Annotated in this window: 12 protein-coding genes and 1 tRNA gene; 3 read left to right on the top strand and 10 right to left on the bottom strand. The window is 71.9% G+C overall.

Annotated elements, in window-relative coordinates; all coding sequences use genetic code 11:
- Nucleotides 1-2 precede the first annotated feature (2 nt).
- From QK442_RS09820 to QK442_RS09785, 8 genes are all read right to left on the bottom strand, one after another.
- Entirely contained in the window at nucleotides 3-2549 is a 2547-nt protein-coding gene (locus QK442_RS09820) for a sensor histidine kinase KdpD (RefSeq protein WP_282693489.1), read from the bottom strand.
- Between the two features lie 111 nt (nucleotides 2550-2660).
- Nucleotides 2661-3272 (bottom strand): potassium-transporting ATPase subunit KdpC, encoded by a 612-nt coding sequence (gene kdpC, locus QK442_RS09815; RefSeq protein ID WP_282693488.1) that lies wholly within the window; start codon nucleotides 3270-3272, stop codon nucleotides 2661-2663.
- 22 nt (nucleotides 3273-3294) lie between these two features.
- On the bottom strand, nucleotides 3295-5433 hold the full coding sequence (gene kdpB, locus QK442_RS09810) for a potassium-transporting ATPase subunit KdpB (RefSeq protein WP_282693487.1): 2139 nt from the start codon (nucleotides 5431-5433) through the stop codon (nucleotides 3295-3297).
- A complete protein-coding gene (gene kdpA, locus QK442_RS09805; RefSeq protein ID WP_282693486.1) occupies nucleotides 5430-7094 on the bottom strand; it encodes a potassium-transporting ATPase subunit KdpA in 1665 nt (554 codons plus the stop codon). Before kdpA ends, kdpB begins: the two co-directional genes overlap by 4 nt.
- Nucleotides 7095-7102: 8 nt before the next feature.
- Nucleotides 7103-7192 (bottom strand): K(+)-transporting ATPase subunit F, encoded by a 90-nt coding sequence (gene kdpF, locus QK442_RS09800; protein ID WP_266892013.1) that lies wholly within the window; start codon nucleotides 7190-7192, stop codon nucleotides 7103-7105.
- 277 nt (nucleotides 7193-7469) lie between these two features.
- Nucleotides 7470-9017, bottom strand: a complete 1548-nt coding sequence (locus tag QK442_RS09795) for a long-chain fatty acid--CoA ligase (protein ID WP_282693485.1) — start codon at nucleotides 9015-9017, stop codon at nucleotides 7470-7472.
- 71 nt (nucleotides 9018-9088) lie between these two features.
- Nucleotides 9089-9286, bottom strand: a complete 198-nt coding sequence (locus tag QK442_RS09790; RefSeq protein WP_282693484.1) for a hypothetical protein — start codon at nucleotides 9284-9286, stop codon at nucleotides 9089-9091.
- A 103-nt stretch (nucleotides 9287-9389) separates the two neighbouring features.
- Nucleotides 9390-9722 carry a DUF3140 domain-containing protein gene (locus tag QK442_RS09785; protein ID WP_282693483.1) on the bottom strand — a complete coding sequence of 111 codons (333 nt, stop codon included), beginning with the start codon at nucleotides 9720-9722 and terminating at the stop codon, nucleotides 9390-9392.
- 213 nt (nucleotides 9723-9935) lie between these two features.
- Between QK442_RS09785 and QK442_RS09780 the strand changes: the two genes are divergently transcribed.
- Nucleotides 9936-10023, top strand: a tRNA-Leu gene (locus QK442_RS09780).
- A gap of 78 nt (nucleotides 10024-10101) precedes the next feature.
- Here the strand turns inward: QK442_RS09780 and QK442_RS09775 are convergent.
- Nucleotides 10102-10899, bottom strand: a complete 798-nt coding sequence (locus QK442_RS09775) for a serine protease (protein ID WP_282693482.1) — start codon at nucleotides 10897-10899, stop codon at nucleotides 10102-10104.
- 111 nt (nucleotides 10900-11010) lie between these two features.
- Complete coding sequence (locus QK442_RS09770; RefSeq protein ID WP_282693481.1) at nucleotides 11011-12066, bottom strand: biotin/lipoate A/B protein ligase family protein; 1056 nt, start codon at nucleotides 12064-12066, stop codon at nucleotides 11011-11013.
- 130 nt (nucleotides 12067-12196) lie between these two features.
- Here QK442_RS09770 and QK442_RS09765 point away from each other — a divergent pair, with 130 nt between their 5' ends.
- Complete coding sequence (locus QK442_RS09765) at nucleotides 12197-13045, top strand: inositol monophosphatase family protein (protein ID WP_282693480.1); 849 nt, start codon at nucleotides 12197-12199, stop codon at nucleotides 13043-13045.
- 308 nt (nucleotides 13046-13353) lie between these two features.
- The gene (locus tag QK442_RS09760; RefSeq protein WP_282693479.1) at nucleotides 13354-14796 is read left to right on the top strand and encodes an NAD(P)/FAD-dependent oxidoreductase; all 1443 of its coding nucleotides are present in this window, start codon (nucleotides 13354-13356) and stop codon (nucleotides 14794-14796) included.

Below are 14796 nucleotides of genomic sequence, written 5' to 3'. Positions count from 1 at the left end.
GCTCAGGTGGTCGCCTCCGCCGGGAGCTCCGGGCGGGCCGGCAGCTGGGCCGGGAGCCGGGGCAGGGCGATGGCCATCGTCAGGCCGCCGCCCGGGGTGTCCTCGGCGGTCACCGTGCCGCCCATCGCCTCGACGAAGCCGCGGGCCACCGCGAGACCGAGGCCGACCCCGGCGCCGCGCGGAGCGTCGCCGTACCGCTGGAAGGGCTCGAACACCGCCTCCTTCGCCTCGTCGGGTATGCCGGGCCCCCGGTCGACGACCCGCAGCTCCACCCGGTCGCCGATCGCGCTGGCCGACACCAGGACCGGTGTCCCGTCCGGCGTGTACTTGACGGCGTTCTCGACGACATTGGCCACGACCCGTTCGAGCAGGCCCCGGTCGACCGCGACCATCGGCAGGGTCTCCGGGATGTCCAGGACGACGCTCTCCTCCGGTACGCCGCCCAGCGCCATCGGCACCACCTCGTCGAGGTCCGTCTCGCGCACCAGCGGTGTGACGGTGCCGGTCTGCAGCCGGGACATGTCGAGCAGGTTCCCCACCAGGTGGTCGAGGCGGTCGGTGCCCTCCTCGATGCCGGCGAGCAGCTCGGCGCGGTCGTCCTCGGACCACTCGACGTCGTCGGCGCGCAGCGAGGTGACGGCGGCCTTGATGGCGGCCAGCGGGGTGCGCAGGTCGTGGCTGACGGCGGCGAGCAGGGCGGTGCGGATCTTGTTGCCCTCGGCGAGCCGCCGGGCCTCGGCCGCCTCGCCGACCAGACGCTGACGGTCCAGGACGACGGCCGCCTGGGAGGCGAAGGCGCCCAGGACACGTCGGTCCTCCGCGGGCAGCACCCGGCCTGTCAGAGCGAGCGCCAGACGGTCGTTGACGGGCATGTCGACGTCGGCGTCCTCGGGGCGGGCGACCGGCCGGCCGGGGCCGACGTTTCCCGCGCAGGTCCAGGGATCGACCTCGCTGGTCCGTTCGAGCAGGGCGACGGACTCCATGGCGAAGGTCTCCCGCACCCGTTCGAGCAGCGCCTCCAGGCTGGTGTCGCCGCGCAGCACGCTGCCCGCGAGCAGGGAGAGGGTCTCGGACTCCGCCCGCAGCCGGGCCGCCTGCTGGGTGCGGCGGGAGGCGAGGCCGACGACCGACGCCACCGACGCCGCGACGGCGAAGAAGACGACGATGGCGACGAGGTTCTCGGGGTCGGCGATGGTCCAGGTGTGGACGGGAGACGTGAAGTACCAGTTCAGCAGGAGTGAGCCGACGGTGGCCGACGCGAGCGCCGGCCACATCCCGCCCAGGAGCGCCGCCCCGACGGTCAGGCCCATGAAGAGCAGCATCTCGTTGGCGATCCCCGGGCCGCCGCCTGCCGACGTCAGCGCCAGGGTGAGCAGGAGCGGCCCGGCCACGCCGACGAGCCAGCCCGCCAGGAGACGGGGACCGCCGAGCCGGCTCCGCCGCGGGTTCGGCAGCCCCCTGCCCCGCCCGACGGCGTCGTGGGTGACGATGTGGACGTCCAGGTCGGGGCCCGACTCGCGGGCCACGGTCGCGCTGACCCCGGGCCCGAACACGTACTGCCACGGGCGGCGGCGGCTCGCGCCCAGGACGATCTGGGTGGCGTTCACCCCGCGGGCGAACTCCAGGAGGGCGGTCGGTATGGCGTCGCCGATGACATGGTGGAACGTTCCGCCGAGGTCCTCGACGAGCGTCCGCTGGACCGCCAGCTCCTTCGGCGAGGCCGAGGTGAGCCCGTCGCTGCGGGCGATGTACACGGCGAGGACCTCGCCGCCCGCGCCCTTCTCGGCGAGCCGGGCGGCCCGGCGGATGAGGGTACGGCCCTCGGGCCCGCCGGTGAGACCGACGACGATCCGCTCCCGGGAACCCCAGATCGCCGAGACCTCGTGGTCCGAGCGGTACTGGTTCAGGTACTCGTCGACCCGGTCGGCCACCCACAGCAGGGCCAGCTCGCGCAGGGCGGTGAGGTTGCCGGGCCGGAAGTAGTTCGACAGGGCGGCGTCGATCCTGTCCGGCTTGTAGATGTTGCCGTGCGCCATGCGGCGGCGCAGCGCCTGTGGCGACATGTCGACCAGTTCGATCTGGTCGGCGCGGCGGACCACCTCGTCGGGGACGGTCTCCTGCTGGCGGACACCCGTGATCGACTCGACCACGTCGCCGAGCGACTCCAGGTGCTGGATGTTCGCCGTCGATATGACGTCGATCCCGGCGGAGAGGAGCTCCTCGACGTCCTGCCAGCGCTTGGCGTTCCGCGAACCCGGGACGTTGGTGTGCGGAAGCTCGTCCACCAGGGCGACGGCGGGCCGGCGGGCCAGGACCGCGTCCACGTCCATCTCGGTGAAGGTGCTGCCCCGGTAGTCGATCTCCCGGCGCGGGATCTGTTCCAGGCCGTGCAGCATCACCTCGGTACGCGGCCGGCCGTGGTGCTCGACGAAGGCGACCACGCAGTCCGTGCCCCGCTCGACCCGGCGATGGGCCTCGGACAGCATCGCGTACGTCTTGCCGACCCCCGGAGCCGCGCCGAGGTAGATCCGGAGTTTGCCGCGTCCCATGTCTGGTGTGGTCTTTCGTGTCGAAGCAGAGGGTTCTACGGCCCGCCCCGGGCAGGAGAGGAGCCCTCTCCAGTCTGCGCCCGAGCCGGGCCGTGCGGGCGACCGGGGCCGTCAGCGCCCGGCCAGGTCCCTCAGCGCCAGGTTGAGCTTCAGGACGTTGACGTGCGGTTCGCCGAGGAAGCCGGCGGTACGGCCCTCGGTGTGGTCGTCGACGAGGTCGGCGACCCGCTGCTCGGCCAGGCCGTTGGCCCGGGCCACGCGCTTGACCTGGATCTTCGCGTACGCGGGGGAGATGTGCGGGTCGACGGCGGAGGCCGAGCCGGTGACCGCGTCCTTGGGGACCTCGGACTCCGGTACGCCGTTGAACGCGGCCACGGCCTTCTTGGTGTCGCCGACCGTCTTGGTGAGCGTCGGGTCGGAGGCGCCGAGCTGGCTGGAGCCGGTGGACAGGGGGTCGTAGCCGCTGTGGGAGGGGCGGGGCTGGAACCACTTCGGGTCCGGGGTGTCGGTGCCCTTGATGTTCCAGGTCTGGCCGATGAGCTCGGAGCCGACCTCCCTGCCGTCGGCCTTCACGATCGAGCCGTTGGCCTTGTCGGGGAAGAGGCCCTGGGCGATGCCGGTGACCGCGAGGGGGTAGAGGACACCGGTCACGACGGTCATCACGAGCAGCATGCGCAGGCCCGCCCAGAGCAGCCGGGCCGCGTTTCCTACGGAGTTGTTCATGATCGGTCAGCACGCTTTCTGATTAACGCAGCCCGGGGATGAGGGAGATGAGGAGGTCGATGAGCTTGATGCCGAGGAACGGGGCGATCAGGCCGCCGAGCCCGTAGAGCCCGAGGTTGCGGCGGAGCATCGAGTCCGCGCTGGAGGGCCGGTACCGGACGCCCTTCAGGGCGAGCGGGACCAGCGCGATGATGATCAGCGCGTTGAAGACGACCGCGGAGAGGATCGCGGACTCGGGCGAGGCCAGGCCCATGATGTTGAGCTTGTCCAGCGACGGGTAGGCGACCGCGAACATGGCCGGGATGATCGCGAAGTACTTCGCCACGTCGTTGGCGATCGAGAAGGTCGTCAACGCGCCCCGGGTGATGAGGAGCTGCTTGCCGATCTCGACGATCTCGATGAGCTTGGTCGGGTTGGAGTCGAGGTCGACCATGTTGCCGGCCTCCTTCGCGGCCGACGTGCCGGTGTTCATCGCCACGCCGACGTCCGCCTGCGCGAGCGCGGGCGCGTCGTTGGTGCCGTCACCGGTCATCGCGACCAGCTTGCCGCCGGCCTGCTCGCGTTTGATGAGGGCCATCTTGTCCTCGGGGGTGGCCTCGGCGAGGAAGTCGTCGACACCGGCCTCTTCAGCGATGGCCTTGGCGGTCAGCGGGTTGTCACCCGTGATCATGATCGTCTTGATGCCCATGCGGCGCAGCTCGTCGAACCGCTCCCGCATGCCGTCCTTGACGACGTCCTTCAGGTGGATGACACCCAGGACACGCGCGCCCTTGTCGTCCTCCACAGCCACCAGCAGCGGCGTGCCGCCGGCCTCGGAAATCCGGTCCGTGAGCGCCTGCGCGTCCTCGGCGACATCGCCGCCCCGCTCCTTCACCCACGCGACGACCGAACCCGTCGCGCCCTTGCGGATCTTCCTGCCGTCCACGTCCACGCCCGACATGCGGGTCTGGGCGGTGAACTCGACCCAGGTGGCATGGGCGAACTCGCCCTGGTGGCGTTCGCGCAGCCCGTACTTCTCCTTGGCGAGGACCACGATGGAGCGGCCCTCGGGCGTCTCGTCGGCCAGCGAGGACAGCTGGGCGGCGTCGGCGACCTCGGCCTCCGTCGTGCCGCGCACCGGGACGAACTCCGATGCCTGGCGGTTGCCGAGGGTGATGGTGCCGGTCTTGTCGAGCAGCAGCGTCGACACGTCACCGGCGGCCTCGACGGCACGCCCCGACATCGCCAGGACGTTGCGCTGCACGAGCCGGTCCATGCCCGCGATGCCGATCGCGGAGAGCAGCGCGCCGATCGTCGTCGGGATCAGGCAGACCAGCAGAGCGGTCAGGACGATCATCGAGGTCTGCTCGTCGGCCCCGGCGTAGATCGCGAACGGCTTCAGGGTGACGACGGCGAGCAGGAAGACGATGGTGAGGGACGCAAGGAGGATGTTGAGGGCGATCTCGTTGGGGGTCTTCTGCCGTGCGGCGCCCTCGACCAGGTTGATCATCCGGTCGATGAACGTCTCGCCGGGCTTCGTCGTGATCTTGACGACGATCCGGTCGGACAGCACCTTCGTACCGCCGGTGACGGCCGAACGGTCGCCGCCGGACTCGCGGATGACCGGGGCGGACTCGCCGGTGATCGCGGACTCGTCGACGGACGCCACGCCCTCGACGACGTCGCCGTCGCCGGGGATGACGTCGCCGGCCTCGCAGACCACCAGGTCACCGATCTTCAGCTCGGTGCCGGGTACCCGCTCCTCGTTCTTGCCGATGATCCGGCGTGCCACCGTGTCGGTCTTCGCCTTGCGCAGGGTGTCGGCCTGGGCCTTGCCCCGGCCCTCGGCCACCGCCTCCGCCAGGTTGGCGAAGACCGTGGTCAGCCACAGCCAGACGGCGATCGCCCAGCCGAACCAGTCCGTCGGATCCTTGATGGCGAGCACGGTGGTGACCATGGAGCCGACGAGCACCACGAACATCACCGGCGACTTGACCATCACGCGCGGGTCGAGTTTCTTGATCGCGTCCGGCAGCGACTTGACCAGCTGCTTCGGGTCGAACAGGCCCCCGCCGACCCGGCCGCGCTCGGGCTTGTGCCCGGTGGGCAGGTCGCTGTGAGGCGCCGTGCCCGGAATGACTGCGGACATCTCGTCCTCGTGCTTCTCTACGTCCGTGGTCATGACGCCAGTCCTTCGGCGAGCGGGCCAAGAGCCAGGGCTGGGAAGAAGGTCAGACCGGTGATGATCAGGATCGCGCCGACCAGGAGGCCGGTGAACAGCGGCTTCTCGGTCCGCAGGGTGCCCGCGGTCTCGGGGACGGGCGTCTGCTCGGCGAGCGAACCCGCGAGCGCGAGGACGAACACCATCGGCAGGAACCGGCCGAGCAGCATGCACAGGCCGAGCGCCGTGTTGTGGAACGGGGTGTCCGCGCCGAAGCCGGCGAAGGCCGAGCCGTTGTTGTTCGAGGCCGAGGTGTAGGCGTACAGGACCTCGGAGAAGCCGTGCGCGCCGGTGTTGGTCATGGACGACTCGCCGTGGCCGGTGGCCATCGCGACCGCCGTACCGATCAGCACAAGGGCCGGGGTGACGAGGATGTGGCAGGCCGCGTACTTCATCTCGCGGGTGCCGATCTTCTTGCCCAGGTACTCCGGCGTGCGCCCCACCATCAGACCGGCGACGAACACCGCGACGACCGCCATGATCAGCATGCCGTACAGGCCCGAGCCGACACCGCCGGGCGCGATCTCGCCCAGCATCATGCCGAGCAGCAGCACGCCGCCGGACAGACCGCTGTAGGAGTCGTGGAAGGAGTTGACCGAGCCGGTGGACGTCATGGTCGTGGAGACCGCGAACAGCGACGAGGCGCCCTCACCGAACCGCTGTTCCTTGCCCTCCATCGCGCCGCCCGCCAGCTGCGAGGCGGTGCCCGGGTGCGAGAACTCCAGCCAGGTCACCAGGACCACGCCGGCGAACCAGATCGTGGCCATCGCGCCGACGATCGCGTACCCCTGCTTCGCGCTGCCGACCATCGTGCCGAAGGTGCAGGGCAGCGAGAACGGGATGACGAGCAGCAGGAAGACCGTCAGGAGGTTGGAGAGGCCGTTGGGGTTCTCGAAGGGGTGGGAGGAGTTGGCGTTGAAGTAACCGCCGCCGTTCGTCCCCAGGTCCTTGACGGCCTCCTGCGAGGCGACCGCACCGGGGGAGATGGACTGCGTCTGCCCGGTGAGGGTGGTGACCTCGTGGATGCCGGCGAAGTTCTGGACCGCGCCGGCGGCGACCAGCAGGACCGCGGCGATCACGGAGACCGGGAGCAGGACGCGTACGACAGCGCGGACCAAGTCGGCCCAGAAATTACCTAGTTCACCGGTACGGGACCGGGTGAAGCCGCGCACCAGGGCCACGGCGACGGCTATGCCGACGGCGGCCGAGACGAAGTTCTGCACGGCGAGACCGGCGGTCTGGGCGACGTGGCCCATGGACGACTCGCCCGAGTACGACTGCCAGTTCGTGTTCGACACGAACGAGGCGGCCGTGTTGAACGCCTGGTCCGGGCTGATCGCCGCGAAGCCGAGCGACCCCGGCAGATCGTCCTGCGTCCGCAGGATCAGATGGAGGAACAGCACGCTCACGGCGGAGAACGCCAGGACACCGCGCAGATAGGCGGGCCAGCGCATCTCCGTGTCGGGGTTCGCGCCGACCGCGCGGTAGATCCACCTCTCCACCCGCAGGTGTCTGCCGGAGGAGAAGACGGCGGCCATGTAGTCGCCGAGGGGACGGTGCACCAGGGCCAGCGCCACGATCAGCGCGGACACCTGGAGCACGTCGGCAAGGACGGGGCTCATATCCGTACTCAGAACCTCTCCGGCTTGACGAGGGCGAGCACGAGGTAGCCAAGCAGAGCGGCGGCCACGACGAGGCCGACGATGTTCTCGGCACTCACAGCTTCGCCACCCCCTTGGCGATCAGGACCACCAGCGCGAACACCGCGAGCGTGGTGACGACGAAGGCCACATCGGCCATCGCAAGCTCCTAGAAGAGGTTCGGAGAGGAACGGACAGCACGAGAAAATCGCACGCGTGGCCTGAATCGATCTCCGTTGACGACGCCCTTACGCCGCCGTCGGCCCCTTTGACGCCTTCCTTACGCCGTGGTGCTCCGGGTCACGCCCGGAACCTGCCCGGCGGCCCCTGCGCGCGCCGGGCAGACCACGGGAACGGTCAGGCGAGTTCGCGCTTGAGGATCTTGCCGGTGGCGGTCATCGGGAGCTTCTCCACGATCTCCACGAGGCGCGGGTACTTGTGGCCCGCCATCTGCTCGCGGCCCCAGGCGACCAGCTCCTCGGGGGTGGCCTCGGCGCCCGGCGCGAGGATGACGAACGCCTTGACCTCCTCGCCGTGGCTCTCGTGGGGGACGCCGACGACCGCGGCCAGGCTGATCGCCGGGTGCGTCATCAGCACCTCCTCGATCTCGCGCGGGTACACGTTGAAGCCACCGCGGATGATCATGTCCTTGGAGCGGTCGACGACGTAGTAGAAGCCGTCCTCGTCCCGGCGGGCCAGGTCGCCGGTGCGGAACCAGCCGTCCCTCATCACCTCGGCCGTGGCCTCGGGGCGGTTGTAGTAGCCCTTCATGACGTTGTGGCCCTTGACGGCGATCTCGCCGATCTCGCCGGCCTCCGTCACCTCGGACCAGTCGTCGTGGACGAGCTTGGTCCGGACGCCCCAGATCGGGACGCCGATGGAGCCGGGGCGCGGCTCCCGCTCGGGGTCGCTGAAGGTGACCACCGGGCTGGTCTCGGAGAGCCCGTACCCTTCGAGGATCTGCACGTGCAGCCGCTCCCGGACCTGGTGGATGATCTCGACCGGCAGGCTCGCGCCGCCCGACACCCCGATCCGCAGGTTGCGGGCGATGCGGTCCACGTCGACGTCCTCGGTGAGCGCGGCGAGCAGCCCCCACCACATGGTGGGCACACCGGCGAAGAAGGTGATCTCCTCGCTGTCCATCAGGCGCACCACCTGCTCCGCGTCGAACCGCGGCACCAGATGGAGCGTGGCGGCCATCGAGAACCCGGCGTGCATCTGCACGGTCGCGCCGAAGGTGTGGAACAACGGCAGGCACAGCACGTGGCTGTCGGTCGCCGGCCTGCTCCCGAACATCCGGTTGCAGGCCATCACGTTCATCATGGTGTTCGCGTGCGACAGCTCGGCGCCCTTGGGCCGGCCGGTGGTGCCCGAGGTGTAGAGGATGATCGCGGTGTCGGTGGCCTCGGTCACGACCGGGTCGAAGACGGGGCTCTGTCCGGCGAGCGCGGCACCCAGGGTCTCGGCCCCCTCGACGGGGCTCGGCGCGGCCGGGTCCGCGGTGATCAGGAAGAAGTGCCGGGCCTTCTCGGCCTCGCGGAAGGCGGCGAAGCCCTGCGCGCCCATCGGCAGCTCCGGCGTGCCCTCGAAGCAGAAGTACGCCGCCACGTCGGCGTCCTCCAGGTGGTACGCGATCTCGCGGCTCTTGAGCAGGACGTTGAGCGGCACCACCACCGCGCCCGCCTTGAGGATCCCGTAGTAGACGATCGGGAAGTACGGCAGGTTCGGACAGCTCAGCGCCACCTTGTCGCCGGGCGCGACGCCCCGCTCGACGAGCAGGTTGGCGACCTGGTTCGCGGCGGCGTCGACCTGGGCGTAGGTCAGCCGGGTCGGGCCGAGGAGCAGCGCGTCCCGGTCGGGGTACGAGCGGGCGGAGTCCTCGAGCAGGACCGACAGGTTCAGCATGGGTGTCTCCCAGAAGGATGGGACCGGGCCGGACCCGCCGGACCCCGCGGCCTGCCCGGTCGTGGGTGGCGTCACACGTGGACGGACGTGCTCTCCAGGTGCGCGGCGAGCGCCTCGGGCCCGGCCGGCGGTACGCCGGCGCCGGGGAGGCCGCGGCGGACGCCGACCGTGACCGGCCGCACCCGCCGGGCGACGGCCGGACCGCGCCCGGAGCCGGAGGCCCGCACGGGACCGGCGGGACGGTGCTCGGAGTCGTTCGCGTTGCTCACCGCGTCATCATCGTCGCCGCGGACGATCAACGACAGCACCACCCCCGCGATCGGGCGGGAGACACGGCCCACCCCACCCCCCGGACCCTCCACACCAGGGACGTCAGCCCGGCTTCAACGGGTCGTGGCCGATGTCCATCATCGAGTGCCGCCACCGGGCGTCCCCCGCCGTGGCGCGCGGTTCCGGGCCGCGCTGCTCGTGGACGATGTCGACCACCCGCCGCATCACCCGCGCGTCCGAGTCCGTCAGGTCGCCGGGACGCTTGCCGAGGACGGCCAGGACCTGCCGGCCCGTGATGTTCCCGGCGTGCGGCGGCGGTTCCTCCGTCTCCTCGCCGGCCGCCGAGGTGCGCAGCCAGTCCTCCAGCTCACGCGACGTCATGTTGACCACGGCGTGGAACTCGTTCCACAGCTCCTCCGAGACTGCCGCTGTCATGGCACACCGCCTCCTCGCAGGCTTGGGCCGCCGCACAGCGGCTCTCCTCCGCCGCTGCCCACATTCGCCCCGCCGGTGCGGCAGCGGCCCCGCCCGGCCCACCCCTCTCCCCCCGACCGCTCTGACCACCGGAAACGTGGGTGAGAAGCACCTCGAACACCTGGTAGATTGATGTTCGTCGCCGCGAGGAAACAAGCAGGCGGCCAACACCTTGTCCGGGTGGCGGAATGGCAGACGCGCTAGCTTGAGGTGCTAGTGCCCTTTATCGGGCGTGGGGGTTCAAGTCCCCCCTCGGACACCAGCGAAGACCCCAGTCGATCTGGGGTCTTTCTGTATTTCCAGGCAGCGGTTCTCCAGGCAGCGCTTCCCCGGGCAGAGGTCAGGCGGCAGGCGGCCGGACGCCGGTGTGGTGCTCGATCCAGGGAAGGTGGGCCGTGATCCTGGTGTTCACCGCCGGGAAGTCCGTGGCGCAGCCGCGGCCGTAGGAGACCAGGGCGGCCAGGACGGGGCGGCCGGCGGGGTCGCGGTGGACGAGGGGGCTGCCGGAGTCGTACACGCAGGTGTCGCGGCCCGGCGTCCAGGTGCAGAGCTGGGCCGGGGTGAGACGGTCGGCGCCGCGCAGGGCGCACGCGGGGTTGGAGAGGGCGTCGAGGGTGACCGTGCGCAGGACGGGGGAGGGGCCCTCGCCGAAGGCGGTCGCGCCCCAGCCGACGGCCTCAAGCTGGGTGTGGGTGAACGATTCGCCAGGGTCGGGGAGCGCGACGGGGCGCACGCCGGCGTCGGGGCGGACCGGGGCCGTCAGGGTGATCACGGCGAGGTCGTCGTGCTGGGTGCGGCGGTCGTAGCCGGGGTGGAGCGTGAAGCGGGCCGGGCGGGCCACGCGCGCGTACCGGGACTCCGTCGCCGTCCGCAGGTCGTGTGCGCCGAGGAGCACCGCGACCCGGCGGGTGTCGGCGTACCCGCCGGTCAGGCAGTGCGCGGCCGTCAGGACGTGCCGGGGGCCGATCAGGGCGCCGCCGCAGAACTGCCGGTGGCGCTCGACGTCGACCAGAGCCGCCACGTACGGGTACGCCCCCGGAGCCGCCTCCCGGCCGCCGACGATCGCGCCCGCCTCGCGCGGGGCGACCGGCGCAGTCGCCAGGAACATCCCCAGGAGCGCCGCCGTCAGTGCTCTCACCCGTCCCAATGTGCCCTCCGTGGCCGTCGACGCAGCGTGTCCACGACGTCAACGAGCCGGTACGCGGGAGGTCACCCGTCCGGGGAGTTCCCCTCCGCGGGGCACCTCGGATCAGGGGACCCGGGCGGTCCACTCGGGGGACGAGAACTTGGACTCCGCCAGCTCCTTGGCGAGGGTCAGCTCCTCCTCCGTCACCTGGCCCTCCGTCAGGCCGTACCGCCGCCGGAAGGAGTCGACCATCCGCTCGACGACCGCCTCGCGCGGCAGGCCTGTCTGACGGCGCAGCGGGTCGACGCGCTTCTTCGCGCTCCTGGTGCCCTTGTCGGACAGCTTCTCGCGGCCGATCCGCAGCACCTCGGTCATCTTGTCGGCGTCGATGTCGTACGCCATCGTCACGTGGTGCAGCACCGCCCCCTCGCCGGCCACCACGCGCTTCTGCGCCGCGCCCGCGATCTTCCCGGCCTCGGTCGCGATGTCGTTGAGCGGCTGGTACCAGGCCCTGACGCCCATGTCGCCGAGCGCGCCGAGCACCCAGTCGTCGAGGTAGGCGTAACTGTCGGCGAAGGACAGGCCCTGCACCAGCGCGTCGGGGACCGACAGCGAGTACGTGATGGTGTCGCCGGGCTCGACGAACATGGCGCCGCCGCCGCTGATCCGGCGCACCACCTGGATGCCGTGCCGCTCGGCGGCCTCCGGGTCCACCTCGTTGCGCAGCGACTGGAAGCTGCCGATGACGACGGCGGGCGCGCCCCACTCCCAGACCCGCAGGGTCGGCGGCCGGCGGCCGGCCGCGACCTCGGCGGTGAGCACCTCGTCGAGCGCCATGTGCAGGGCGGGGGAGAGCGGCGGCTCGTGGACGAGCTGCCAGTCGTAGTCGGTCCAGTCGGTGGCGTGCGCGAGCGCCCGGCGGACCGCCACCCCGATGCCCTCGCTGGTCAGGCCGTACATCCGGGTGCCCGGCGGCAGCGCCGCGTCGACGCGGGCGGCGAGCCCGGCGGCGTCGGTGTCGGCGGGGGCGCCTTCCAGGGCCCGGTCGATGGCGAGGATCGCCTCGTCGGGTTCGAGGAAGAAGTCGCCCGCCACGCGGACCCGGGCCAGCGCCCCGTCAGCCACGTCGAGATCGACGACGACCAGCTTCCCGCCGGGGACCTTGTACTCGCCGTGCACCGGACCGACCCGCCTCTCGGTAAGGGGTGGAACCGTTCGAAGCGTACTCCTGGCGCGTATGCCCGGTGTTCTTCTCCCGGACCGGTGCAGGACCGTACCCGTTGTCGGACCCACGTGCTTAGCTGGACTCATGATCGAATCCTTCCTTGAGCACGTCCTCGACGGCGGCACGACCGAGGTGGAGGAGGCGGTCCGCAAGGCGGCCGCGGCGGAGGTCATGCCGCGCTTCCGGCAGCTCGCCGCCCACGAGATCGTCGAGAAGAAGGGGCCGTACGACCTGGTGACGGTCGCCGACCGGGCCGCCGAGGAGCATCTCACCGAGGCGCTGACGGCCCTGTTGCCCGGCTCCGTCGTGGTCGGCGAGGAGGCCGTCCACGCCGCCCCGGAGCGGTACGGGGCGCTGCGCGGCGACGCGCCCGTGTGGATCGTCGACCCGGTGGACGGCACCCGCCAGTTCGTCCACGGCGAACCCGACTTCTGCATGCTGGTCGCCCTCGCCCGCCACGGCGAACTCCTCGCCTCCTGGACCTACGCCCCGGCCAGGAACGAGCTGGCCGTCGCGGTGAAGGGCCGCGGCGCGACGCTGAACGGTTCGCCGATCCGGTCGGGTTCGCCCGCACCGGGCGCGGTCCTGGAGGTCGCCACCTCGCACCCCGACTACACCACCCCCGAGCAGAAGCGGGCCCTGCTCGGCCTCCACACCGAAGGCGTCCGGCCCCGGCCGTGCGGCTCGGCCGGCCTGGAGTACCTGTCGCTGGCCGTCGGCCGACTCGACGCGGTCGCCTTCAACTGGGAGTACGCCTGGGACCACGCGGCCGGCCTGCTGCTGGTCACGGAGGCGGGCGGCGCGCAGACCACCGTCACCGGCGAGCCGTTCCGCATCACCGGCGGCAACACCCTGCCGTTCACGGCGGCCAGGGACGCCGCCACCGCCGAACGGATCCGAGCCCTGCTCGCCACCGGCCCCGCAGGGGACTGACCCGTGGTCAGGAGCCGGGGAGCCCACCGGGCATCGACGGGCGGTCACGAGCCGGGCGGTCACGAGCCGGGCCGTCGGATACCGGGGCGGATACCGGGGCGTGGCCACCAGCGGGATCGCCCGGCGCCGACGCACCGTCACCCACCGGAGGCGGGGCGCCGCCGCGAACCGGCGCGCCCCGGCCTGACGCGGGGCCATGTACCGCCGCCCGCAGCGGAATCCGGCCCTCCCCAGGGGCCGCGCCGGCGGCGGCGGGAGCGGGCCTATCCTGGGCCTGCCGAGTCGTCGGCCGACGGGAGGAGTCCGAGGTGACGTCGCTGCTCGATGCCGTCGTCGTGGGGGCGGGGCCCAATGGACTGACCGCCGCCGTGGAGCTGGCCCGCCGCGGCCACTCCGTGGCCGTCTTCGAGGCGAAGGAGACCGTCGGCGGCGGAGCCCGTACCGAGGAGCTGACCCTCCCCGGCTTCCGCCACGACCCCTGCTCCGCCGTCCATCCGCTCGGCGCCGGCTCGCCCGTCTTCCGGACCATGCCGCTCGACCGGTACGGCCTGGAGTGGCTCCACCCCGACCTGCCCATGGCCCACCCCTGGGACGACGGCACCGCCGCCGTCCTCTCCCGCTCCGTCGCCGAGACCGCCGCCTCCCTCGGCCCGCGCGACGCCGGCGCCTACCGGCGGCTCGTCACCCCCTTCCTCGGCCGGTGGGACACGCTCGCCCGGGACTTCATGCAGCTGCCGCTGACCGCGCTGCCCCGCGACCCGGTCACCCTCGCCCGCTTCGGCCTCGCCGGACTGCCGCCCTCCACCTGGCTGCTGCGCCGCTTCCGCGACGAGAAGGCCCGCGCTCTCTTCGCCGGCCTGGTCGGGCACGTCATCGCCCCGCTCGACGGCATCGCCACCTCCGCCGTCGGCCTCGTCTTCGCGCTCGCCGCGCACGCCGTCGGCTGGCCCGTGCCCCGGGGCGGCTCCCAGGCGATCCCGGACGCCCTCACCGCGTACCTCACCGAGCTCGGTGGCACCGTCCACACCGGCTACGAGGTCAAGCGCCTCGACGACCTGCCGCCCGCCCGTACCTACCTCTTCGACACCTCGCCCACCGCCCTCGCCCGCATCACCGGCTTCGGCGCCCACCACTACGCCCACTACACGTACGGTGCCTCCGCCTTCAAACTCGACTACGCCCTCGACGGCCCCGTGCCCTGGACCGCCGAGGCCGCCCGCCGGGCCGGCACCGTGCAAGTCGGGCCCACCGCCCGCGAGATCGACACCGCCCTGCGCCAGGCGTCCTCCGGCACCGCCCCCGACACGCCGTTCCTCATCACCGCCCAGCCCAGCCTCGTCGACCCGAGCCGCGCGCCCGAGGGCAAGCACGTCTTCTGGGCGTACGGGCACGTGCCCAACGGCTGGCGCGGCGACCTCACCGACGCCGTCGAGCGGCAGATCGAGCGCTTCGCCCCCGGCTTCCGCGACCGGATCCTCGCCCGCGCCACCGCGGGACCGCCCGAACTCGCCGCCCGCAACGCCAACTACATCGGCGGCGACATCGCCTGCGGCGCCGCCCGCGGCCTCCAGCTCCTCCTGCGCCCCACCCTCTCCCCGTGGCCCTACCGCACCCCGCACCCGGCGGTCTTCCTCTGCTCCTCCGCCACCCCGCCAGGACCCGGCGTCCACGGCATGTCCGGGCACAACGCCGCCAAGGCCGTCTGGCGCCACCTCAGAGACCTCGACGACCGGGCCGGTCGCGGAACCTAG

This window comes from Streptomyces sp. CC208A (genome assembly GCF_030010625.1).
Lineage (GTDB): Bacteria > Actinomycetota > Actinomycetes > Streptomycetales > Streptomycetaceae > Streptomyces.
This window is presented reverse-complemented; position numbering and strand designations above follow the sequence as displayed.